We start from the raw sequence: 23593 nt of genomic DNA on the forward strand, positions 1-23593 counted from the left end.
GCGTCTCAATGTTTTTAGGATCGCAGGTTAAAATAGCTTAACTTAACTCAAATCACTGCCCTAGCAAGAGCCATCATCCCAGGAGGAATTGCCCTTGTCTCGTCGCTACCTATTTACGTCTGAATCTGTTACTGAAGGTCATCCCGATAAAATCTGCGATCAGATTTCTGACACCATTCTAGATGCGCTACTGACACAAGACCCCAGCAGCCGCGTCGCCGCAGAAGTCGTCGTCAACACCGGCTTAGTGCTAATCACAGGTGAAATTACCACCAAAGCTCAAGTAAATTTCGTTAACTTAGCCCGGAAAAAAATTGCAGAGATCGGCTACACCGATGCCGATAATGGCTTCTCTGCCAACAGCTGCTCAGTCTTGGTTGCCTTGGATGAACAATCCCCAGATATTGCCCAAGGTGTTACCACCGCGCAGGAAACCCGCGAAGAAGCCAGCGACGACCAATTAGACGCCATTGGCGCTGGCGATCAAGGCATCATGTTTGGCTTCGCCTGCAACGAGACACCGGAACTGATGCCCTTGCCGATCAGTTTGTCACACCGAATTTCTCGCCGCCTTGCAGCAGTTCGGAAAACTGGACAATTGCCTTACCTGCGTCCAGACGGCAAAACTCAAGTAACGGTTGCCTATGAAGGTGGGAAACCCGTTGGGATTGACACCATCCTGATTTCCACCCAGCACACCGCCAACATTGGTGAAATTAGCGAGCAATCCGCAGTCCAAGCCAAGATTAAAGAAGATTTGTGGGCGGCGGTTGTACAACCCGTTTTTGCGGATATGGCGATTCAGCCGGACGAAGAAACCCGCTTTCTAGTCAACCCCACTGGCAAATTCGTCATCGGGGGACCTCAAGGCGACTCTGGTCTGACTGGGCGGAAAATTATTGTTGATACCTATGGCGGCTACTCCCGTCATGGTGGCGGTGCCTTCTCCGGAAAAGACCCGACAAAAGTAGACCGCAGTGCGGCTTACGCTTGTCGCTATGTGGCTAAAAACATTGTGGCGGCTGGCTTGGCAGAAAAATGCGAAGTCCAGTTGAGCTATGCAATTGGCGTTGCTCGACCCGTCAGTATTTTGGTAGAAACCTTCGGTACCGGCAAAGTAGACGATGAGCGCTTACTGGAACTGGTGAAACAGAACTTTGAATTGCGCCCAGCGGGGATTCTCCAAGAATTCAAATTACGTCACCTACCCAGCGATCGCGGCGGTCGTTTCTACCAAGATGTCGCTGCTTATGGTCACTTTGGACGGACGGATTTAGATTTGCCTTGGGAACAAACTGACAAAGCAGCACTCCTGCGGGAAGCAATGACCGAGTGTGAAGCGACTGCTTAACCCTTGTACTTCAAGTACCTGAATACCTCGAAGCTTAAAGCCGAAGAGATGCTTGCTTTGAAAAAAGCAGTTTCCTCTCGGCTTTTTTGTGAGGGTCAACAAAAAAGTTTAGATAAAAAAAACTTAAAATCTTCTAGGCTAATTTTCAACTAAATAAAATGACTGCTTAATGAGAAGTCAAATGCTTAAAATCTCTCGCCTACAGGCATTATTACCCTATTTGACCTTGTTACTTTGGTCAGTCCCTTTATTGCTATTCAGTCACGAACAGCAAAGCCTAATGGCGCATGATGAGGGACTTTACTCTTGGCGAGCTAAATTAATAGTGGAGTCTAGCAACTGGTTAAAGCCCTCTATCGCTAATTATGGTAAAACTCCCGGTGCCTATTGGTTGATTGCCAGTTCATTCTCGCTGTTCGGCATTAGTGAGGCAACTGCGCGAATACCGAGCATCATTGCTGGCATCATTAGCGTGATATTGGTCTATGAAATTGGGACAATTCTGTTAAGTAAACGAGCTGCATGGTTAGCAGCGGCAATTCTAAGTGTTGAGTTTTTTTGGTTTCAATATAGTCGATTAGCCGTTCCAGATGTGCCGATGGTTTGCATGGCACTTTTGGGTATTTGGTCTTTATTAAAAGCTGAACGACATCCAAAATATCAAGGTTTTTGGAGCTTTGTCGCTGGTATAAGTTTAGGCCTGGGCTTCTTAATCAGAAGCTATATGATTTTTTTGCCAGCGATCGCGCTGTTACCTTACCTAATTTGGGAGCATCGTCGTCACCGACATCTCACAAATCCCATGCTCTATTTAGGCTTTGTAGTTGGCTTCATTCCAACAATTGTCTGGCTTTTGAATGGTTGGCTGCACTATGACAAAGATACTTTTCAGGAATTGTTCCAGTTTATTTTCAGGCTTAGCTCAGATGAAAGTGATGGAAATACTTGGCCTTACTATTTCTGGAATATTCCAGCCAAAGCGTTTCCCTGGCCTTTTTTCAGTTTGTTAGGTATAGGCATTTGTTTACGAAATCTACTTCCTCGACAGAAGCTAATATTAGTGGGTCTTCCGCTGATTCTGTTTGTAGAAATCAGTTTTTTCTCGACTCGTTTGCCCCATTATGCTTTGGCTCTTTATCCTTTTGTGGCTTTATTGGCAGGACTTGCTTTGGATTGGCTTGCCAGGATTTATGAGAACAAATCGCCGCGAAAATGGCTTCCGCAAAATCTCAGTTATGCCTTTGGGGGGTTAGCTTGCTTATTAGTGTTAGCAGGTGTGGCGTTGTACGGTAGTTTTCCGATTCCTGGCGTGAAAGGGGATGCACAAATACAAAAGTATGGAGCGATCGCTCTTGGTTTGGGGTTGGGTTGGCTAATGTTACCAGTGGTGTGGATAGGTCGTTATTACTTTGGCAAGAAGTTTTTAACGGCTCGTTATTGGTTAGCAGCTTGGTTGGTAGGACCTTGGTTTGCTTTAGCCGTAGCGGGAAGCACGGGTTTAATCGGAGATTACAACCCTGAGATCAAGGCATTAATGCAGCAGCCGGAAATTGCCACTGTGTTACAAACTCATCCAGTGAATTGGATCAGAGGAACGGGAAAAACTGGAGTGCTACTATGCTTTTACACTCCCGATTTGGCGAAACAGGTTAAACAAGTTTCAGAGCTGCAACCGTCTAGCTACGCTTGGATTAGATCAGAACAACTCGCCAATTTATCCTCGCCTTACCGAGCGATCGGGAAAGTCCGAGAGTGGCAACTTATTCAAGTATTGCAGTAAGCGATCGCTACAGCTTCATTAGCGTTTAACGTTCATTCAGGTCAACGCAAATGCAGGGATGGAAACAACAACTCCATCGGTTGAAAAAAGAAACCTACGCAATTTACTTGGCTTGTAAAGATCCCAGAGTTCCTTGGTATGCAAGGATATTGGCTGGGTTGATCGTCGCCTATGCCTTTAGTCCGATCGATCTCATTCCAGATTTTATCCCAGTCATTGGTTATCTAGACGATTTGATTCTTGTGCCGCTGGGAATTTGGCTGGTACTGAAGATGATTCCCCCAGCCGTGATGGCGGATTGTCGGGAAAGAGCAACAAGCGCGATCGCTGAAGATAAACCTAAGAATTGGATTGCTGCCTTTATTATCGTGGCTATCTGGTTTGGGTTAGGGATTTTAGGTGTAATTTGGATTGGACGCATCCTGAAACGTTAAGCCGCTCTTTAATAGCGAATTTGCAAGGTAACGGATGAAATAATCTTCTGTTCGCCACCCACAACCGGCGTGTCAGCAGCCTGATTTCGAGGGGATAATAAAGCCTGCTCGGAGGCGATGACTGGCTGTGGTGGATTGACTCCATTGATTTGAATGCTGACAATTTCTCGCTGATTGAGAGCGAGTGCCCCCAAAGCCGCTGCTGCTTGCTTCTGGGCGTCTTCGGAGGCTTCCTTAATCGCTTCCTGTTGAGCCTGCGCGATCGCTTCATCCGCAGCAACAAGATTAACGCCATCAATTCGTGTTGCACCGGCTTTGATGGCATCATCTAACAGCGTCCCGGCTTTTTCATGACCAGTCCGAAAACTTACAATGTTGGTGCCGATATATCCATTGAGGGTTTGCTTACCGTCTTTGAAACTATAGTTAGGAGCGAGAGTAATCCCAGTCGTTTTTAGTTCTTCCACCTGACGGGATTTCAGCAGTTTCACTACCGCAGAAGAGCGTTGGGCGACTTGCTGCTGAACTTCCTGAGAAGTTTTCCCCTGAACTTCCACACCCAAACGCGCTTGCGCGATCGTTGTCGGAATGCTGACATCTCCTTTTCCGGAGACAGTCAGGCTTCTGGGTAGTTTCTCTAGCGTCGGGGCAGATTGGCAGGCACTCAGGCTGAGGATACCCAGCGCTAGAGAAACAATTTTTCACGATTCCAGAAATTCGGCTTAGCACTACACGGGAGAAAGCGATTCATATTTTGGAACACAAATTAGAACAACAAATAATCTCGTGTTCCTAATCTGGCACTGTAGCTTTCGAGTAGTGCTTTAGGTTACATTTTTGGAAACTTAACCCTTTCCTCGATCTTGTTTAAAACACCATACAAATCACATTGGCTCAGCGGTGGTGCTGTTATAAAAGAAGTGGAGCTAAGGGTCGAGCGAGACTCGACTCGATCTAATAGGGCTGATTTGGTCATTTTTAGCAGCAAGGCAAGGAATTTGTGCTGATGCAACCTCAAGAGCCAACCGCTGCTGACGACACCACAGAGAGCCAAAAAGTTTTAGCGACTCAGCCGCTCTCGACCGACCGCCACTCGCTAAAATCTCTCTTACCTTGGAAACCGAAAGCCGGTTCTTGGCGCATCCACCAAAAGATTGGCTACGGCTATTTCCTAGCAATTGCGATTGGCTTTTTCGGTTCGCTAGCTGGGTTAGTAATCGCAGACTATTACCAAGGGCAAGGCGTCAAACAACTCAATGATGCCCACGTACAAGCACAACTGCTCGGAAATTTTAAGGATGCGGTCATCGAGGTGCAATTACATGGTTCGCATTTAGCTGCTGTACTAGAGGATTCACAACAGCTGCAATTGGAAAAAGCGCAATTTTTCGACTGTGTTAGCAAAGCTAAGAAGTTGAGGTTGGAAATTGAACGCTTCATCAAGAGCAACCCTGCCTGGTTAGCAGCAACCCCCGACACAATACAGGAATTATTGCAGGCTTACACGACTACTTTGGACTCCTACGTTCAGCAAACTGAGTCTAGCTTGCAACCAATTGACCAATTGCAATTGCAGCCAAAGGCGGTTGAGTCAGCGCGACGGCAACTACTCATCGCGATCCGTGGGGAGTCAGCGATGACTTTAGAGCGCTTCAATGCACAATTGAGCAACCTCCTTGACATGGCTCAAAAGCAGGAGCAGCAAGGGAGAGAAGTGATGGAGAATGCTCAAGGACTGGAGAAAATCATTATTATCTTGAGTATGCTTGTTTCGGTTGCGATCGCAGGGACGATGGCGCTGCGTACCAGTCGCGCGATCGCACAGCCAGTCGTCACGGTTACTCAAGTGGCTCAGCAGGTAGCACGGGAATCTAATTTTGATCTGCGTGCCCCTGTCACCACTGGCGATGAAATTGGGTCATTAGCCACTTCTCTGAATCATCTCATCGAACGGGTATCCGAGCGAACCAAAGAATTGCAACAAGCGAAAGAATTAGCTGAAGCTTCTAGTACCTCCAAAAGTCAGTTTCTGGCGAATATGAGCCACGAGCTGCGTACACCCTTGAATGCCATCATTAACTTGAGCAAACTTCTCGAAGAAGATGCCCAGGATCTCGGCTTAAGCGATGAAGATTTTATTAGCGATCTTCAATCCATTAACTCTGCTGGCAAACATCTTCTGGCACTGATTAATGACATCCTCGACTTGTCGAAAATTGAAGCCGGGAAAATGACTCTCTACCCGGAAACGTTTGATATCAAAATGTTGATTATTAGCGTTGTCATAACAGTAAAACCGTTAGTAGAGAAGAATGGAAATGTCTTAGACGTTCATTGTGACGAGAATCTGGGCACCATGTACGCTGACCAGATTAAGGTGAGGCAGGTATTGTTTAATTTGCTCTCCAATGCTGCCAAGTTTACCGAGCAAGGTAAAGTGACGCTGACGGTGCAGAAAGATGAAAGCGCGATCGCTCAGAGTCAACTATCAGCAGCAAGTCTAAAAACCCGCAACTCTGACTCATCCTTGACCCTAAATCCTTCATCCTTAAAAACGTCCTTCATCCTTTTTCGGGTCGCCGATACTGGGATAGGTATCTCGGATGAACAACAACAGCAATTGTTTCAAGCCTTTATGCAAGGAGATGCCTCGACGACGAAAAAGTATGGCGGTACTGGACTGGGGTTGGCGATTAGCCGTCACTTCTGCCAGATGATGGGGGGTGATATTACTGTAGAAAGTCAGGAAGGGATGGGATCTAGTTTCACGGTTCGCCTCCCCTTGAGTTTGTAAAGGACAGGGCTTACGCAAGGGACATTTCAGTCCAGTTTCACCATTGACGTACAGACAGCGGCGTCAAGCCAATGCCCCGAATCACGCGATGCTCATTCCCACTGTATTGCCGCCTGACCAGTATTGTCGCCTGACTAGTTCAATCGAGTCTGAATAACGCTTGTCTAGAACCGTATCATTTAATAGCACTTAGGCATTCTCGGACGGTTGTAGAAGGGGTTCCACGGTGTCCCGTATCATTTTATAGCACTTAGGCATTCTCGGACGGTTGTAGAAGGGGTTCCACGGTGTCCCACAACTTTCGAAGCGTCAACTTCTCGCCACACAGATAGCGATTGATACGAGCGAGCCTAATACCCTCAAGATGATCGACCAATTTCGTGACCGTGTTGTTGACAGGACTGCTCAGTAGATATTGGCAGTAGTCGAGTTTGGTGAAGCTGATCTCCTCAGTTTAAATTGCTGCTGCGTAAGCCCTGTTTAAGCTTTTTGAGCAGTCTTCTTTAATAAGATTTTTGAGCAGTCTTCTTTAATAAGAAGCTCAGGCCTAAGACACAAAGACCTGCCATCGCACTGGGTTCCGGAACAGGATTGGGAGATGGAGCTTGACGAAGCGTCACAGTTAGCAGTTCTGGAGGAATATCTGTACGGAGAGAGCCAATAGTATCTTCTCTTCCGTAACCAATGCGTAATGCATAGTCGTTGGGGTCACTAGAGAGTTGATTGACTAAAGAAAAATTATCAAACCAGAGAACAAAGAAATAAGAGGTAGGAATGGGGACTGGATCCGGTAAATTTAAATCAAAACCTCTGAAAAAGAAGCTCAAACTAGAAAACTCTCCTGGCCCAATTCCACCGCCAAACCCCGCAGAAGTAGTCGCTCTAGTATTCACATTTGCCGTATCAGAATATGGAACTGGCGAACCGTCTATTTTAAGGTCTGATATCGCGTTTGGGAAGAAACCAGCGGTTGGAGAAGAATCCTGATCTGTCACCGAGGTATCTAAAGTAAAAGAAATTTCTTTTCTAAAACTTCTTAAAGAAAAGTCCAACAGAGCAGCTTCAGAGGGAGCTGAATTTATACCCATTGTGAGCAACGCTGCTCCCCCGACAATTCCTGTAAATTTTCTCATTAAACTCATAAAGTGTTCCTCTCATGCAGAATTAAGTTGAAGCCGAGAATGTAGACAGACCCAGCAGTTAGAATTCCTTGCGTACTAAGTTGCAATTAAAGGTGCCCTAGCCAGGTATTGAATACAACTCAGCCGTAAAAGGAAGCCTACTATTCTCCTCTGTGAATTTCTAGTAATTCCACGTAGACTTTACTGAAAAAATAAAAAGTATGCATATATAAACAGCTTATATATGTAAAGACTTATTAAATGTAATTTTATTAGAGTGACCTACCAGCGGCTTGTCTAGCCATGAAAGTTAGTAAAAATGGGAGACTTGATGAAAAAAATAAATCATAGATGGACAATTTTTCTAAAGCTTGCCTAAGTATAAATACGTAAATTCATTTAATTCATAATTAAAACTTATAAGTTATCCTGAAATCAGTGGAGAGTTGAGCTTTATTCCAGCTTCATAAAGATTCAGTAGTTACGCAGTTGAGAAACAAGGGGAGGTGAGGTAGAACTACTTAGGAATGAAGCCAGCGAAAGTCAACCAACCCGATTACATTAACTTCCTGATTGCAACGCAGGATTGTGCGAGATGCTGTTCGTCACTACTTGGCGGCTCCTCGTTTCATTCTTAAGCCAACTGTGTAACTCCTGAGGGAGCTAGAAGCGATACAGTTCGGTTGTTATTTCCACTCGCCTTGCAGCACGAAAGCTGCCCAGTAATAGGGTGCTTTCCATTCCGTTTTTTGCCACATTTCTATCTGTGCTGCTCTCAATGCCGCTGCTGGCTGTAGATTTTTTTCCAGCATTCCTTTGTAAAATTTGGTCATTAACTCGGATGTTGCGCGATCGCTAACACTCCACAAACTCACTACCACTCGCGGCACACCCGCATACATAAAGCCGCGTGTCAAGCCTACTAATCCTTCGCCTTTGACTTCTTCACCTAATCCCGTTTCGCAAGCACTCAGTACCACCAGTTCAGCTGGCAAGTTGAGATTGAAAACATCGTGCAGTCGCAAGAAACCATTCTGCGATTCCCCTTTTTCATCTAGCAGAGACAGCACCACCCCTGATAATTCTGGATGCACGCTATTAAGGATGCCATGAGTGGCAAAATGCACGATTCGGTACTGGCTGAGTTCTGGATTAGTTGCAGAAGCGCGATTGGCAGCAAAATCGAAGGCTTGCCTGCGTTCTGCGGCTGGTACCAGGGATAGAATCTCCTCCGCTTCTTGCCGGGTAAAGGGTAGACGCTTAAAAGTGACATCCGATTCTCTAGCGGATCTTGCTAAAGCACTGAGTGCAAGGTTTTCTCCGATACTCCCCTGCTTCTCTGTCTGCCCTTTTGCTTTATTGACTCGCTCATCGTCACTGCCAAAGACGGGATCGGCTAGCACCGCCACAGCCTTAGCAGCAGGTTTGCGCCCAGCTTGTTCGTGTCTTAACACGGCTAGCGTGGAGGCTGAGGGCAGATTGACGATTTCGTAATTGACTAACAGTGGAGTGGGTGAGGTGGAAGGATTGGCTTTGTTTTCTGTGCTTGGCTGCGTTGGTACTGGTAGCGCGGCAAAGGGGACATACTGCAATGCACCCTCGCTGACAATGAGTAATCGTTTCTTATCTAGTTTCCCAGCCACTTGCCCCAAGAGCATCTGGCTGAGTTTGGTTACGACTTCGGTGCTAGCGGGAGCGAGTTCAACCGCAATGCCTCCCCGTTTATCAGTCGGCTTTCGGGTTTCCAAGCGATAGCCAGGGGTATTCAAAAGTTCATAGAAACCTCGCGCCGCTAACTCAATTTCGGCGCGTTTAGGGAGTTCGCAGCTGGTGATGCCAGTCTTGGTGACTGCCCATAGATAGCTGCGTTCTTCGCCTAGCGAGTATTCCAAAAGCAGGGTATCGTCATCCAGAACCTGCTGCTGAATCTCTGCTAAGGTGAGGGGTTTTGGCTGAGTGAGGGCGGCATAGCTAGGGCTTTTAGCGCGGATGTCAGCTTGAGCTTGCCGATACTCTTCTAAGAGGTTTTCTCGTTCTCGTTCAATTTTCTCTACCTGTTCTTTGGCGGGGTTGCCACTGTATAACTCAACTCGGCGTTTTTCAACAGCATCAAGTTTTTGCTGCAAGGTGCGCTCTTGTTCTAGCAGTTTTGGCTCAACTCCTTGCCGAATATTAGCGTTAACCTCTGTTAGGAGTTCCAAAAGACTCCGGGCGCGGGCGCGTTCCGAGGCGTGCAGTGCCAGAGCATCATACCCAATAGAAGGCTCTTTTTTGTGCAGTTGCATCAGCACGTCGATGTAGAACTGGTAGTAATTCTGCACGGAGGCAAAGTAGGAAGTACGCAGTTCTGGGCTGGTGACTCTGGTACGGATGTCCTCAACGATTTCGATGGCTGCTTCGATTTGGGTACGGGCTTCGTTGAGATTCCCCTTGTCGCGTTGTGTAATCGCAACCTCATAGAGCGTATATGCTTCCTCCGTGCGATCGCCCATCAACCGCCGTAGTGCTAGTTCCCGATCATAGGTTGAAAGCGCTTTTTCGTACTGCTTCAACGCATTGTAAACCTTGCCCAGGTTCCGCAAGGCGTTGGCTTCTGCTAGGCGAGTCCCCACCTTCCGGTGCCCAGTCACTGCCTTTTGCGTGGCTTCCAGTGCTTTGGGATAATCTCCCGATGCCAAATACACCCTGCCGCTCATAACGAAGGACATGGCTTCCCAAAAGCTGTCCTTCTGTTGGTGCGACAGTGAAAGTAATTGTTTAGTAGCATCAAGCGCCTTGGGATAATCCTTTAATAACTCGTAGGCTCTAACTATAGAGGCGAGTATCCTGGATTGGCGCGAAAAATCGTTATTTTCTCTTGCCAGAGTTAGCGCTTGGTTGTGATAGTCAAGCGACTTCTCATAAACTTTCGCTTCTTGGTAGACAAAGCCAATGTCGTCAAGGGTTGAAGCTTGTCTGGTGCGATCACCAATGCTTTTAAATATCTCTAGTGCTTTGGTGTTTGTATCGATACTCAGCTGATAATCCCCTAACGCCTGGTAGACTCCAGCAATGCTATTAAGGGTGACGGCTTCTTGAGTGAGATCCTCCACCCGACGCTGGATATCTAAGGCTTGGTTGTATAAGTCGAGCGCCTGCTGCGGCTCACCCATTGAATTATGGATATCAGCAATGTTACGGAGGGTAAAAGCTTCCCTAGCGGGAGCGGGAATGTCACGCCACAGCACGAGCGCTTGATTTAATGCATCGAGGGCTTTGTGCATTTCCCCTAATTGGTTGTAGACATAGCTGACTGAGCTGAGGACTGTCGCTTCCCCAAATCGGTTTCCCGCCTTTTGCAAAAGTGATCGCGCTTGGTTATAAAAGTCCAGCGCTTTGGAATAATCGCTAAATCCTGATGAGGCGTAGGTGCTAGCGATACCTGAGAGAATCCCAGCTTGCTGAGAAAGGTTGAAGGTTAAACCTGTTCCAGATAGATTTTCCTGTGCTGCTTGTTGGAGTTCCAGCGCTTGGTTATAGGAGTTCAGCGCCTTCTGATGCTCGCCCAATGAGTAGTTGAGCAAGCCAATTTGGCTGAGGATATCCGCTTGCCCAGCCAAATCCTTCCTTTCTTGTTGGATTTTTAGTGCTTGTTCATAAGATTCAAGCGCCTGTTGCGATTCGCCCAAGTTGATGTAGCTCAGACCGATATTCTGAAGTGTTTGGACTTGTGCGGCAGTATCCTTCTCGGCACGTTGGATTACCAGCGCTCGATTGTAAAAGCCGAGGCTTGATTGAGTTTCGCCTAGTTTAAAGTAGACATCACCAATGTTGTTCAGCGTAATAGCTTCACGAGAGGGTTGTTTCTCAGCTTGAAACAGCGACAGGGCTTGATTGTGATGTTTGAGCGCTTCTTGCATTTTGCCCAAGCTGTAGTAGACATTGCCGAGAGAATCGAGCAGGGCAGCTTCCCCAACGTTGGTGGCTACAAGTGCTTGCTTATACGAGTCGAGCAGTTTTTGTTGGTCGTCCGAGTTGGAGCCAGCATTATCGGTAGAGGCGCGAGCGATCGCTTCTTGAAGACTGTTTTTTAACTCGCGCCTGATGGCTAATCCTCGCTCGAAATAGTCCAGTGCCTTGCGAGGTTCGCTCTGAATATAGTAGATCGTGCCGATGGCAAGAAGAGTCGAAGCTTCAAAACCACGAGCTGCATAGGTCGGAGCTTCGTTAACAGCTAATTCCTGCCAAAGTTTCAAAGCTTCTTCGTATTTGGCAAGTGCCTGTTGCTGAGATTCTGCTGTTCCTTGCTGCCGTAGTTGCCCTGCTTGCTCAAATAGTTGCTGTGCCCGTGTATAGGCTTGTTGCCGATCGGTAGTCGTTGTATTTGGCGAGGAAGTTGCTGGCTGTTGGGCGATTGAAACGCTGGTTGCCTGTGCCCTCACTGATGACAACAATAGAACAGTTACAAATAACGCCAAACTACGATAGATAGAAGCTGAAAACGATATAGGAAGTAACAATAAGAGCGATCGCCACCCAATCAACTGCCGTTTGCTGCGCTTAGCCATGCCTACACCCTCACGCTCAAAATCGCCACTACTCTAACCGATGGTGCGCTGTCAAAATCTACACGTAGGAGATGCGATAAATCGTATCTCTACAAGTCCGCTCTCGTCAGGCTTCGTCTGTCTAGCACCATTTAGCCTAAGTGCGATAAGAGCGATCGCGAAAGCTCACTCATTCTCTGTTAGCTTGAAGTCATGCTGCTAACTGTTAATATGTTGCGGCACTACCAACGTTGTAGTCGCCGGTCTTTTCTCGATTTATATGGAGATCCTACCCAGCAGGATTTTCAAAGTGATTTTCGCGCCAAATTGCAACAGGATCGGTATGCTCTCCAGCAAACCATTCTGGCGGGACAGACTTATCACAAACCCAATTACGCTTGGGGAGATTGGCACGCCGGTGCGAATGCCACGATTGCTTTGATGCAAGAAGGCGTTGAGCTAATTTACCGAGGCGTGCTTCTGAAGGAGGAAGAAGTAAGGATGGAGGATGAATCCTTCTTACACCTTCCGAAGACAGTAACTCTCGTGAGTTGTCCCGATTTTTTGATTAAACAACCCGGACAATCAAACTTTGGCAATTGGATTTACGTTCCCAGTGACATTCATTTAGGTCGGCGTCCTAAGCTGGAATATCAAACGGTTGCAGCTTTTCACGCCCATCTACTGGCGTCTGTTCAGGGGGTTTTGCCGGATACGGTTTGGCTGCGATTACGGGAAAAAAAGGCTTATGCAGTCAATTTGAGTAAATGGGTGCCGATGATGCAGGCACTTGTAGAGGAGTGTATCGAAATGCTCCTGTCTCGGCAAGAGCCAGAGGTGTTCATTACCCGTCAGCGGTGCAATCTTTGCCCTTGGTTAAATCACTGCTATGCGATCGCGCAAGAACAGCAACATCTCTCTTTGATTCCGGGTGTAACACCAAGTCGCTATCAGCATTTGCAGACGCTTGAACTGACGAGTCGGGAGTCTTTGGCGAGTGTCAGTCCGGCTTTTTTGGAGCCAGCTTTGGGAGAGGAGGTAGCGCAACAGCTAGTACAGCAAGCGCAATCAGTAGTGGAGAATCGGGCGATGCTTCTGGAGAAACCCTTTGCGATCGCAAAAACCACTCAAACCGCAGAATGGGTGATGAACAATCCATCTTCGCACCTCTCACCCATCGAACTTTACTTTGATATTGAGGCAGAACCATCGCTAGAACTGGATTATCTGCTGGGAGTTTTAGTGGTTGATCGTCAAGCTAATACAGAAACGTTCTATCCTTTCTTAGCAGAACAAGCTAGCGACGAAGAGTTCGTTTGGCAGCAATTTTTAGATTTGGTTTGGACTTATCCTCTCGCTCCTATTTTTCATTTCTGCGACTACGAAATCCTGACGATGAAGCGACTGGCTAAATGCTACAACACCCCGCCGGAGAGGCTACGTCCGGTGCTATCGCGCTTTGTAGATATCCATGACTGGGTAACAGGGATCGTGACACTGCCCGTCGAAAGTTATGCTTTAAAAGCGATCGCGCATTGGTTGGGTTTTGAGTGGCGCGATGCGGGGGCGAATGGACAAGTGTGTATCTATTGGTACGATCAATGGTTAAAAACACGCGATCGCACTTTCCTCGACGCCATTCTGCGCTACAACGAGGACGATTGCCGCGCTACCCGTCACCTTAAAGACTGGCTGGTAGACTTTATGCAGGATGCGTCTCATTTGGATGCACGGGAGTGACAGTTTTTATACCAAAATTTTCCAACTCAACTCTCTGATAACCTTTTCTTAAAAATTTCTTATTTTTATGATGATACGGTGCTGGTGTAAATGGCTGAATTTAACACTGGCAATCATGAGCAAAATCGATAAATTTTTTACATCCTTCTGTTTTCTTGGTGGATTAACCGCTGCACTTCTGACAGCACATCCCGCTCAGGCATTCAAAATAACCGGCGTCGATTACTTAGGACAATCCACTTTTCCGACTGGTTTTTCATTTCAGGGAACTGAATTGGGAGGGCTATCAGGAATTACTTACGATGCCAGTAAAGACGTTTATTACAGTATTTCTGATGACCGAAGTGAAAAGGCACCAGCTCGGTTTTATACCCTCAAAATTGATATTTCTCAGGGTTCTTTAAAGCAGGGTGGGGTGACGCCTGTAGATGTAACGACCTTGTTGAATATAAACAATCAACCTTTTGCTCCTTTAAGTCTCGACCCAGAAGGCATTGCCTTAACTAGCAAGGGAAGTCTATTTATCTCTTCGGAAGGAGATGCGAACCAATTAATTAATCCTTTCGTCAATGAATTTTCTTCGGCAGGTCAGCAACTTCAAACCCTGCCAATTCCTCAGAAGTTTTTACCAACAGCGGCTAAAGATAGCGGAATTCGCAATAATTTAGCCTTTGAAAGCTTGACGCTTACCCCTGACCAAAAGTATTTGTTTACAGCTACAGAAAATGCCTTGGTTCAGGATGGTGCTGTCGCTGACATCAAGGTGGCAAGTCCTTCGCGAATCTTAAAATATAACCTCGTAACTGGGAAGCCGGAACAGGAATTTTTATACGTTACCGATCCAGTTGCCGCAGCACCCAATCCTGTTAATAGTTTCAAGACCAATGGTTTAGTAGATTTGTTAGCAGTGAATGAAGATACGTTTCTTAGCTTAGAACGGTCTTTTTCTACTGGAGTGGGGAACACAATCAAGCTGTTTGAGGTGTCTTTAGAAAAGGCAACCGATATTAGCAGTATTAACAGCCTCAGTGCAATCAACCTCAACACTATCAACCCAGCTCAGAAAAAACTGCTGCTTGATTTTGAGAAGTTAGGTGTGACGCTCGATAATATTGAAGGTTTGACTTTTGGCCCTGATTTGGCGGATGGGCGAAAGTCGCTGATTGTAGTTAGCGATAACAACTTTAGCCCGATTCAGTTTACCCAGGTACTCGCTTTTGGCATTGGCACCAAATCAGCGGCGCATCGTTCTGTCCCGGAACCTTCGGCACTCGCAGGCTTGGTATTTGCAGCACTTGTGAGCATTAAAGTCAAGCGCCACATTCATAGTTAATCCGGACAATATCGCGCTAAGATGCAAAGACGCCAAATGAAGCAACGTTTTAGCGTCTTTGCGCCTTGGCACGAGACCAAAAAAGCCCTGTCTACCCCACCATTCGAAAGGGAATGAAAAAAAGGGGTTGACAAATCCAACGAGACTCGACATAATCGTTAATGGCTCGGAAAACAAGGGACTGTAGTTCAATTGGTTAGAGCACCGCCCTGTCACGGCGGAAGTTGCGGGTTCGAGCCCCGTCAGTCCCGTAAAAAGTAGTAGAAAAGCTAGTAGGGGTTAGGTGTTGAAACCTGCCCCTACAATTATTAGCAGCTACAACTAGCAGCTACAACAAATATAGAAACCTTTTGAGAGAATCTGCTGTGACCGTTAGAGTTCGGATTGCACCAAGTCCTACTGGGAACTTACATATTGGGACCGCGAGAACCGCTGTATTTAACTGGCTGTTTGCTCGCCATCATGGCGGCGAGTTCATCCTGCGAATTGAAGACACCGATGAAGCGCGATCGCGCCCCGAATATACTCAAAACATCCTTGATGGTCTGAAATGGATGGGCATGACCTGGGATGAGGGGCCATTTTTTCAATCCAAGCGCCTCGACCTGTACCGCAAAGCTATTCAAACTCTCGTAGATCAGGGCTATGCTTATCGCTGCTACACCAGCGAAGCCGAACTAGATGAATTGCGGACAGCGCAAGCAGCAAGAAAAGAAGCTCCCCGTTATGACAACCGCCACCGGAACTTGACGCCAGAACAACAAGCGGCTTTTGAAGCCGAAGGGCGTCGTCCGGTGCTTCGCTTCAAAATTGATGATGACCGGGAGATTTCCTGGAACGATCTGGTAAGAGGCAAAGTTAGCTGGAAAGCCAGCGACCTCGGCGGCGATATGGTGATTGCTCGTGCCTCAGACGATTCAGTGGGTCAGCCGCTGTACAATTTGGCAGTGGTGGTGGATGACATTGATATGCGGATCACCCATGTCATCCGGGGAGAAGACCATATTGCCAACACCGCTAAGCAAATTTTGCTCTATGAGGCACTAGGAAGCGCGATCCCGGAATTTGCCCATACGCCATTGATTTTGAACAAGGAAGGCAAAAAGCTCTCGAAGCGGGATGGCGTCACTTCCATTTCCGACTTCCAGCAAATGGGCTACACGCCTGAAGCCTTGGCGAATTACATGACATTGTTGGGATGGACGCCCCCAGATTCCACCAAGGAAATCTTTACTCTGCCAGAAGCAGCTCAACAGTTCGGCTTTGAGAGAGTCAATAAGGCAGGGGCAAAGTTTGACTGGGATAAGCTGAATTGGCTCAACAGTCAGTATTTGCACAAAATGCCGGTAGATGAGCTATTAAATCAGCTGATTCCCTACTGGCAGGCGGCTGGATACGAATTTGACCCGATAAGCGATCGCCCTTGGTTAGAACAGTTAACCAGCCTGCTGAGTGCCAGCCTGACGCGCTTGCAGGATGCAGTCGAGATGAGTCGGATATTCTTTAGCCAAACCGTAGCCTACAGCGAAGAGGGACTGACTCAGTTGCAGCAGGACGGCACCGAAACCGCTTTGCAGGCGATTTTGGACGCCCTAGAAAATCATCAAACCTTGACAGCAGAGGGTGCCCAAGACATCATCAAACAGCTGACCAAGGAGAGGAATCTGAAGAAAGGATTAGTGATGCGAAGTTTCCGCGCAGCTCTAACCGGCGATTTGCATGGTCCTGATTTGATTCAATCTTGGTTGATCCTGAATCAGCGGGGTCTGGACAAGCTACGTTTACAGCAAGCCCTAGAAAAGTAAACTGAAAATCTTCTTTCTTTTTCTTTTGCAAGCCTTCTCAAGCTCAGCCTGAGAAGGCTTTTGGCTTCTTCTTTGGAACTTCTTATGGGATACTATCGTCACTGCTACAACTAGAGCCGTTACATAATCGGTAACAAGGTGCCGTTTTTGGAAGTGAGGATGTACAAACCCGTACCCAATTTAGGGGAAAAATCGGTAGGAAAGTCCCTCTGGGCAGGCATCACAACCATAGCCCTGATGGCGGTAGGAGTGTTGAGCCTTTCGAGGGTGCAAGCCCAATCCGTACAATCCCCGCCCATATTCGAGAATGTCACCCTCGGTCCCCGGTTTTCGCCCGATCCGTTGACGATTCGGGGTATCAGTGGCGGCGAAATAGCGGCCCAAAAAATTGCAGGTCGCAGCGAAACCGCTACCGGGCCATGTGTTGGTTTTACGGACGATAAGCCCGATCACACTGTAGTTTTAACTTCGTTTTTCAACTTTCTATCCATCCAAGTGCAAAGCCCAGAAGACACTACCCTCGTAATCAAGGGACCTGGTGGCAGCTGGTGCAATGATGAGTATGAAGGCAAAAACCCTGGCATTGCTGGTCAGTGGCAGCCGGGAACTTACGGAATTTGGGTGGGATCTTACGATAAAAGTAAATTCAACCCCTACATTATCAAAATTACTGAAGTCAACTTACTCAATCCTGGCCCCTTCCGGCGTTAATTAGCGCATTTTTTACTTGCGTCCAATGCACTTTTCGCGGATGAAGGGCGACTCTAGTTGCGGTTCTTACTGTGTTGGAATACACACTTGGAACCTCACCCCCAACCCCCTCTTTGCAGGCGGCGAGGGGGAAATACAGTTGAATCCTTCCCGGAAAAGCGGGGTGCGATCGCTACCAGCCCCTACCAGTCCTTACCAGTCGCTACCGGCACCGCCACCGCCACTGCTCCCGCCGCCAAAATCACTGCTACTGTAGCTACTATCAGTGCTGGAGCTACTACCGCTGTCAGAACTCCAGCTATTGCTGCTATTGTCGCAACTGCTACTGTTGCTAGTGTTGTCGCTACTACCACTGTCATAGTTGCTGGTGCTATAGCTACTGGTATTGGTATCTGAACTAAAGTTGCTATAGCTATCGTTACTGGATGGGTAGCTACTGGTATTGGTATCTGAACTAAAGTTGCTATAGCTGTCGTTACTTACGGTATAGAGATTGCTAGAACTCCTGACGCTAATGTTAGGCGTGGTGGGACGTGGGGGAGTCAAAGAGGGAATGATTTCCTCTGTTTCCCGACAATCAAAACAGCAGTGACATTTATGGGTAATCTGGCGAATACCTTCGCTGTAGATTGTCGGAGATTGCAGAATCCGATCGGTGCGTTCGACAGTCAGTTCTTGGCAGATGGGACAGTTACTAAATTTGTTGATTGTGGCAACGTAGGCGCGAATATGGATTCCCATTCCGGTTAGATGAGGATGACATTTGGGACATTGCCAGCCTTCAAATTCGACGCTACCGAGATTTTGTGCCGCTTGTTCTGCTGGGGTGAGATGGGGCAGCACTAAAACGGGGTCTAGTTTTTGCATGGGTTGCTGGCAATGAGCGCAGTGTAATTGCTTTTCGCCTCCCCAAAGTTTGTAGCTACGCGATCGCCCTTCTGGTTCAATTAGGACGGGACGATTTAACCAATTCACGAAACGCCGAATTATCAAGACGAGAACACCGCCACAGATGGCGGCAACTACCACGACTCCGCCAATCGGAAATACTTCCCAAGGAATCCCCATGTTGGAATTTTGTTGATTTGCGGCAGCAGGAGTTGGCAGTTCACCCGCTCTCAACTCTACAATCAGTGCTTGCGTTCCCGCCAGGGTGCCACCGTTAAAGTCACCCTGCTTAAATCGCGGTGCGATTTCTTGTTGGATAATTTTGCTAACACGCGCATCGGGGAGAATCGACTCGATACTGTAACCCGTTTCGATTTCTACGCGACGTTCCCGCTGGGAAATCAGTAGCAGCACCCCGTTGTCCCGCCCTTGCTTGCCAATGCCCCAATAATTAAATAGCGCCGTAGCGAACGCCTTGGGAGTAGCAGAAGGTGAAGTCTCTGGCACCGTCACTACCGCGATTTCACTGCTATTTTTTGCCTCTAAATCTGAGATGATCTGGTTGAGTTGTGCTTCCGTCGTCGGACTGAGCATATCTGCCATGTCTGTCACCCAGCCACCATTGACTTGCCGGGGATTGGGAACTTCCTGAACGGTTAAAGCCTTGCTGACGACTGGGAAGGCAGCAACAGTGAAACTCGCAAAACCAGCAAGAGCAATTTGTTTGAGCATAAGCGATCGCAACTCAATAACTGTAATGGGTGCCATCACCTCTAGAATGTCTCAGGTGGATCGGCAATTCGGTTCACTCTTTTGCTCAGTTTTTGGCTCACTGTTCGGGGCGATGATGGGAAGGGTGTTGGTAGCATCCCCTGTGTTAGCATTGCCAACGCGATGAAGGCAGAGCCGAAAAGCTAAATTACAAGTAAATTACAAGCGCTGTAGAGTTAAAATTCAGGATAACGGTTGTGGCTTTTAAAATCGGATTACTGGGACTGGGGACAGTCGGCACGGGTACGGCACAAATTTTGCTAGATCCGCATGGGCGTCATCCGCTGCTGCAAGAAATAGAAGTTTATCGGGTGGGAGTGCGATCGCTAGATAAGCCTCGACTCGTAGAAATGTCAGAAAGCTTGCTGACGACCGATTTGGAATCGATTGTCACCGACCCCCATGTGGATATTGTGGTCGAGGTGATGGGAGGCTTAGAACCGGCGCGATCGCTCATCCTCAAAGCGATCGCCAATGGTAAGCACGTTGTCACGGCAAACAAGGCGGTGATTTCTCGCTACGGCGATGAAATTTTTACGGCGGCGAATCAAGCAGGCGTCTATGTGATGCTAGAGGCAGCCGTTGGGGGCGGTATCCCGGTGATTCAACCCCTGAAGCAGGCGCTAAGTGTCAACCGGATTCATTCGGTGACTGGCATTGTCAACGGCACCACGAACTACATCCTCAGCAGGATGCAAACCGAGGGGGGTGAATTTAGCGAGATTCTGGCAGATGCCCAGCAGTTGGGCTATGCAGAAGCCGATCCAACGGCTGACGTAGACGGTTTAGATGCTGCTGACAAGATGGCGATTTTGGCTTCCTTAGCGTTTGGGGGACGCATCAAGCTGCCAGAAATATACTGTGAGGGGATTTCTAAGGTCAGCGCCGCCGATATTGCCTATGCGGAAAAACTCGGCTTTACGATCAAATTATTAGCGATCGCTAAACAAGATTTACCGGCACCGGAGAAAGAAACTCCAGGCAGAGAAACGGGAAATTTGGCGTCTTTACAAGTTAGAGTTCATCCGACTCTCGTACCCAAAACTCACCCGCTTGCCAGTATTAGCGGCGTCTATAACGCAATTCTCGTAGAAGGCGAACCGATTGGGCAGGTGATGTTTTACGGACGTGGGGCGGGTTCCGGTCCCACTGCCAGCGCCGTTGTCTCGGATATTTTAAATATTGCTGCCATTTTGAAAAGTGGTGGAGATGCTGCCAAACTGCATCCCTTGTTAAGCTGTTCCCATCAAGATTACTGCGCGATCGCCCCGATGGAGGAGCTAGTTACGCGGTTTTACGCTCGTTTCTTGACACGGGATCGTCCGGGCGTTATTGGTAAGTTGGGCACCAGTTTCGGCAACCACCAGGTGAGTCTTGAATCTGTGGTGCAAACTGGCATCCACGGCGAACTTGCCGAAATTGTCGTCGTGACTCACGATGTCCGGGAAGGCAACTTTCGACAAGCCCTGGATGAAATTCGCACGTTAGATACGATAGACAGTATTCCCAGCATTTTGCGAGTTTTATGAGGAGACAAGTGGCGAAAGATGTAGAGAGGCGAATGAATACAGCTTCCCTAAAATACAGCGATCGCTCCTGTTTTATCCGCTTTGGTTTAAGCGCAGCGGTGCGTCAGCGCGGGGGTTGGGGGAATCTCAAATATGGCATCAAAAAAGCGAATGGATATTGCGATCGCATCTTAGAAATGTTAGGAAAAAAGCAAAAATTCAGTTTTTTCTTCCTCCTTCCGGTTTCTTTTTGCCTTTTTTCAGCGGTATTTTCAAAATCCTCTGTAGCTGAAGACATTCTCGCTGTACCTACCCTTTTATCGCCTCCTGCAACTGAGGGGAAGGGTGACAAACAAATGTGCCCACCGCCAGTTTTAGAACGCTTGATTCGCCACAAAGTTGCTGCTGGTGAAACTTTAGAAAGTATTGCCAGCCAATACAATCTCATTCCTACTACTTTGATCGGCATCAATCCGTCTTTGCGACAAGGCAAAGCACCCGTAGGGGCAGAAATTTTGATTCCGCCTTACAATGGCATTCGCGTCGAAGTTCCGGCTAGGAAAACTTGGCAAGATGTAGCCAAAACCTACCGAATTCGTGCCGATGTACTCTATGAGGCGAACGGTTGCCAGAAAAATCCTAGAGTTGTATTCATCCCTGGGGTAAATTGGTCGCCTGCAAGTCTGGCTGGACGTAACAACCGAAAACTAGCCCATTATCCCTTACCCGCAACGACAGCGATCGCACTGGGTTATGGTTGGCAGCTAAATCCTCGAAGCAATCAAGTTGCTTTTCACAGCGGTATTGATTTGTTGGCAGAAGTCGGGACACCCGTGCTAGCAGTGGATAAGGGAACTGTAGCCTTTATTGGCGATCGCGGAGATTCTGGCAATTTAGTCGTTATTAATCATCCGGGAGGACGCCAAACCCGTTATGCTCACCTTGCAACCATTGATGTTAGTCGTGGTAAACAAGTTAGCCAGGGGGATGTCCTGGGAACAGTTGGTACCACAGGACTCCCTGACATAGATAAACCCCATCTGCATTTTGAGTTGCGCTACAACTCGAATTTAGGCTGGGTTGCACAAGATCCACAACCCTATCTTCAGCAAGTAACTGTTAATAGATAATCGGGAATCTGTGCTTGCAGCTAGTTTGACTCATCCCATTTCTGTTTTGACGCACTACATACAGCTCACCCTTTTTTGAGGGTAGGGGATATTTAATGTAGAGCATCATCCAGAAAGATTGGTCTTAATTCGTCAGTAGGATTTTTTTATGCACAGAAGGCTAGGGAAAAGACTTAGTAATCGCAAAAACTTGTAGTTCCTCTGCGTAACTTTGCCCTTTCCCAGATTGCCCTTTGCGTTAAAAAATCATTACTCTTCTACTTGAAATATTCGTAAGCCCCAATGTCATGCTTTAGCCCTAGCGGACGGCTCGATCCTGCATAATCATTCGTGACTTGAGTAAGCGTAGTACCTCTTTCAATGGCTAGGGAACCAGGCTGAAGCTTGTAGTCAGTTGCCACTGTAGTTCCCGGATTTACCAGCAACGGGTTGGCAGTGATATCGCCGATACCCACAGCAATACCAGCACTGCCACCATACCAAGAGTTATTCTGAAATGCCAATCCCGTTTTGGCTGGAATTTCTGTCATCGCGACACTGCCAGTTTGGGAGAAAATGTTGTTGGCAATCAGATTGTTTGTATGACCTGGATCGCTATGGATCAGGAGCATGGCTCGCGTCGCTTTGTAAAAGGTATTGTTGGCGATAACAAAGTTCTTCAACCCTCCGCCTCTGCCGTAATTTGAAAAATAGGCAAAGCCTGTAAGTCCCCCAATGACGATATTGTTGCGGATTTTAATGTTATTCACTGGGTTGGAAAAATCGTAGTATTCATTGGATGCCTGAATCCCACTCGCTGGTTTCCCGTCTCGGTAAAAGTTTGTGTTGTTGGTGGTGTAAATGTGGTTGCGCTCTACCGTGATGTCAGTAGCGTTGTCCAGGTATAGATTCACGCTGTAGTTGTCATACACCTTATTACCAGAAGCTACACCGCCCTTGGTCAAAATAAAGTCGATTCCCTCACCGTAGTTCTGATACACGTGGTTGTTGCTGATGGTGACGTTGCTTGCTCTGCCACTAGCGATCCCCTGATCCCAACCATCAGCAAGGGTACGGCTTTTATTCGCAAGGCAATTCATATAAACGGTGTTGCCGTCGATTCGGATGTTTGAGGCTGTGGTCATATCTTTGTCGTAACCAACAAAGATACCGTTCTTGTAGGAGTTGTAAACGGTGTTGTTGAGGATCTGGAGGTTGTTGCCGCCCCAGGACACAATGCCTGTAAATTTGGAGTTCTTTACTTCAAAGCCCTTGAAGATGTTGTATGCGCCAGCTAAATTCACGATGTTGGTGTTGCTTGGCGTTTTAGTGCCATCTAAAATTGCTTTCTCGCCTGGATAGGATTGGTAGCTAATCGGACTGCTGGCGGTGCCGATGCTGCCAATGTATTGTTCTTTCGTAAAGCTGTAGGTGCCTCCCCGTACATATACCGTGTCGCCAGCCTTTGCCTTATAAGCTGCGTGACTGATAGTGGCAAATGGGCTGTTTTGGCTTCCAGAATTACTATCACTACCATTCGTCGCAACGTAGTAGGTGGTAATAGCGAGTGCTGGTTTTGTTACTAGTCCGACGCTAACCGTCGAGGCACTAAAAATCAACAGCAGGCTCAATCCAGAAGAGTGTACTTTAGACATTTTTTACTTCGTTGGTAAACGACAAGAACGCTAGAGATGACCCTGCTGTGCAGTTTTAGGAAGCTTC

The 23593-nt window shown here is 47.5% G+C and carries 15 protein-coding genes and 1 tRNA gene; 11 read left to right on the top strand and 5 right to left on the bottom strand.

The genetic code is table 11. The annotated features are described in order from the left end of the window. Positions 1-94: 94 nt before the first annotated feature. The 3 genes from metK (at position 95) to NDA03_RS03370 (ending at position 3565) form a co-directional block, all read left to right on the top strand. Positions 95-1351 (top strand): methionine adenosyltransferase, encoded by a 1257-nt coding sequence (metK, locus tag NDA03_RS03360; RefSeq protein ID WP_190411289.1) that lies wholly within the window; start codon positions 95-97, stop codon positions 1349-1351. Positions 1352-1532: 181 nt separating this feature from the next. After that, the gene (locus NDA03_RS03365) at positions 1533-3131 is read left to right on the top strand and encodes a glycosyltransferase family 39 protein (protein WP_348237294.1); all 1599 of its coding nucleotides are present in this window, start codon (positions 1533-1535) and stop codon (positions 3129-3131) included. 50 nt (positions 3132-3181) lie between these two features. Next, on the top strand, positions 3182-3565 hold the full coding sequence (locus NDA03_RS03370) for a YkvA family protein (protein WP_190427609.1): 384 nt from the start codon (positions 3182-3184) through the stop codon (positions 3563-3565). A gap of 8 nt (positions 3566-3573) precedes the next feature. Here the strand turns inward: NDA03_RS03370 and NDA03_RS03375 are convergent, their stop codons facing one another. Next, the gene (locus NDA03_RS03375) at positions 3574-4128 is read right to left on the bottom strand and encodes an SIMPL domain-containing protein (RefSeq protein ID WP_348237295.1); all 555 of its coding nucleotides are present in this window, start codon (positions 4126-4128) and stop codon (positions 3574-3576) included. 443 nt (positions 4129-4571) lie between these two features. On the opposite strand from NDA03_RS03375, the gene NDA03_RS03380 reads away from it, so the two are divergent. After that, positions 4572-6359 (top strand): ATP-binding protein, encoded by a 1788-nt coding sequence (locus NDA03_RS03380; RefSeq protein WP_348237296.1) that lies wholly within the window; start codon positions 4572-4574, stop codon positions 6357-6359. Positions 6360-6862: 503 nt separating this feature from the next. Here NDA03_RS03380 and NDA03_RS03385 read toward each other — a convergent pair. Both NDA03_RS03385 and NDA03_RS03390 read right to left on the bottom strand, forming a co-directional pair. After that, on the bottom strand, positions 6863-7501 hold the full coding sequence (locus NDA03_RS03385) for a PEP-CTERM sorting domain-containing protein (RefSeq protein WP_348237297.1): 639 nt from the start codon (positions 7499-7501) through the stop codon (positions 6863-6865). A 665-nt stretch (positions 7502-8166) separates the two neighbouring features. After that, entirely contained in the window at positions 8167-12027 is a 3861-nt protein-coding gene (locus NDA03_RS03390) for a tetratricopeptide repeat protein (protein ID WP_348237298.1), read from the bottom strand. A 192-nt stretch (positions 12028-12219) separates the two neighbouring features. Between NDA03_RS03390 and NDA03_RS03395 the strand changes: the two genes are divergently transcribed. From NDA03_RS03395 to NDA03_RS03415, 5 genes are all read left to right on the top strand, one after another. Beyond that, the gene (locus NDA03_RS03395) at positions 12220-13746 is read left to right on the top strand and encodes a TM0106 family RecB-like putative nuclease (RefSeq protein WP_348237299.1); all 1527 of its coding nucleotides are present in this window, start codon (positions 12220-12222) and stop codon (positions 13744-13746) included. Between the two features lie 115 nt (positions 13747-13861). Next, entirely contained in the window at positions 13862-15079 is a 1218-nt protein-coding gene (locus tag NDA03_RS03400; RefSeq protein ID WP_348237300.1) for an esterase-like activity of phytase family protein, read from the top strand. Positions 15080-15256: 177 nt separating this feature from the next. Then, a tRNA-Asp gene (locus NDA03_RS03405) sits at positions 15257-15330 on the top strand. 114 nt (positions 15331-15444) lie between these two features. Continuing rightward, positions 15445-16884, top strand: a complete 1440-nt coding sequence (gene gltX / locus NDA03_RS03410) for a glutamate--tRNA ligase (protein WP_348237301.1) — start codon at positions 15445-15447, stop codon at positions 16882-16884. 237 nt (positions 16885-17121) lie between these two features. Further along, positions 17122-17595, top strand: coding sequence for a hypothetical protein (locus NDA03_RS03415; protein ID WP_242030517.1), 474 nt, complete (start codon positions 17122-17124; stop codon positions 17593-17595). A gap of 192 nt (positions 17596-17787) precedes the next feature. Here the strand turns inward: NDA03_RS03415 and NDA03_RS03420 are convergent, their stop codons facing one another. Continuing rightward, complete coding sequence (locus tag NDA03_RS03420; RefSeq protein WP_348237302.1) at positions 17788-19251, bottom strand: TPM domain-containing protein; 1464 nt, start codon at positions 19249-19251, stop codon at positions 17788-17790. Between the two features lie 200 nt (positions 19252-19451). Here NDA03_RS03420 and NDA03_RS03425 point away from each other — a divergent pair, with 200 nt between their 5' ends. Together NDA03_RS03425 and NDA03_RS03430 are read left to right on the top strand one after the other, a co-directional pair. Beyond that, complete coding sequence (locus tag NDA03_RS03425; RefSeq protein ID WP_348237303.1) at positions 19452-20783, top strand: homoserine dehydrogenase; 1332 nt, start codon at positions 19452-19454, stop codon at positions 20781-20783. A 32-nt stretch (positions 20784-20815) separates the two neighbouring features. After that, on the top strand, positions 20816-21892 hold the full coding sequence (locus NDA03_RS03430) for a M23 family metallopeptidase (protein WP_348237304.1): 1077 nt from the start codon (positions 20816-20818) through the stop codon (positions 21890-21892). 257 nt (positions 21893-22149) lie between these two features. On the opposite strand, the gene NDA03_RS03435 is transcribed toward NDA03_RS03430, so the two are convergent. Then, on the bottom strand, positions 22150-23526 hold the full coding sequence (locus tag NDA03_RS03435; protein WP_348237306.1) for a right-handed parallel beta-helix repeat-containing protein: 1377 nt from the start codon (positions 23524-23526) through the stop codon (positions 22150-22152). Positions 23527-23593 lie beyond the last annotated feature (67 nt).

Source organism: Trichocoleus sp. Lan, assembly GCF_039961855.1.
Taxonomy (GTDB): domain Bacteria; phylum Cyanobacteriota; class Cyanobacteriia; order Cyanobacteriales; family FACHB-T130; genus FACHB-T130.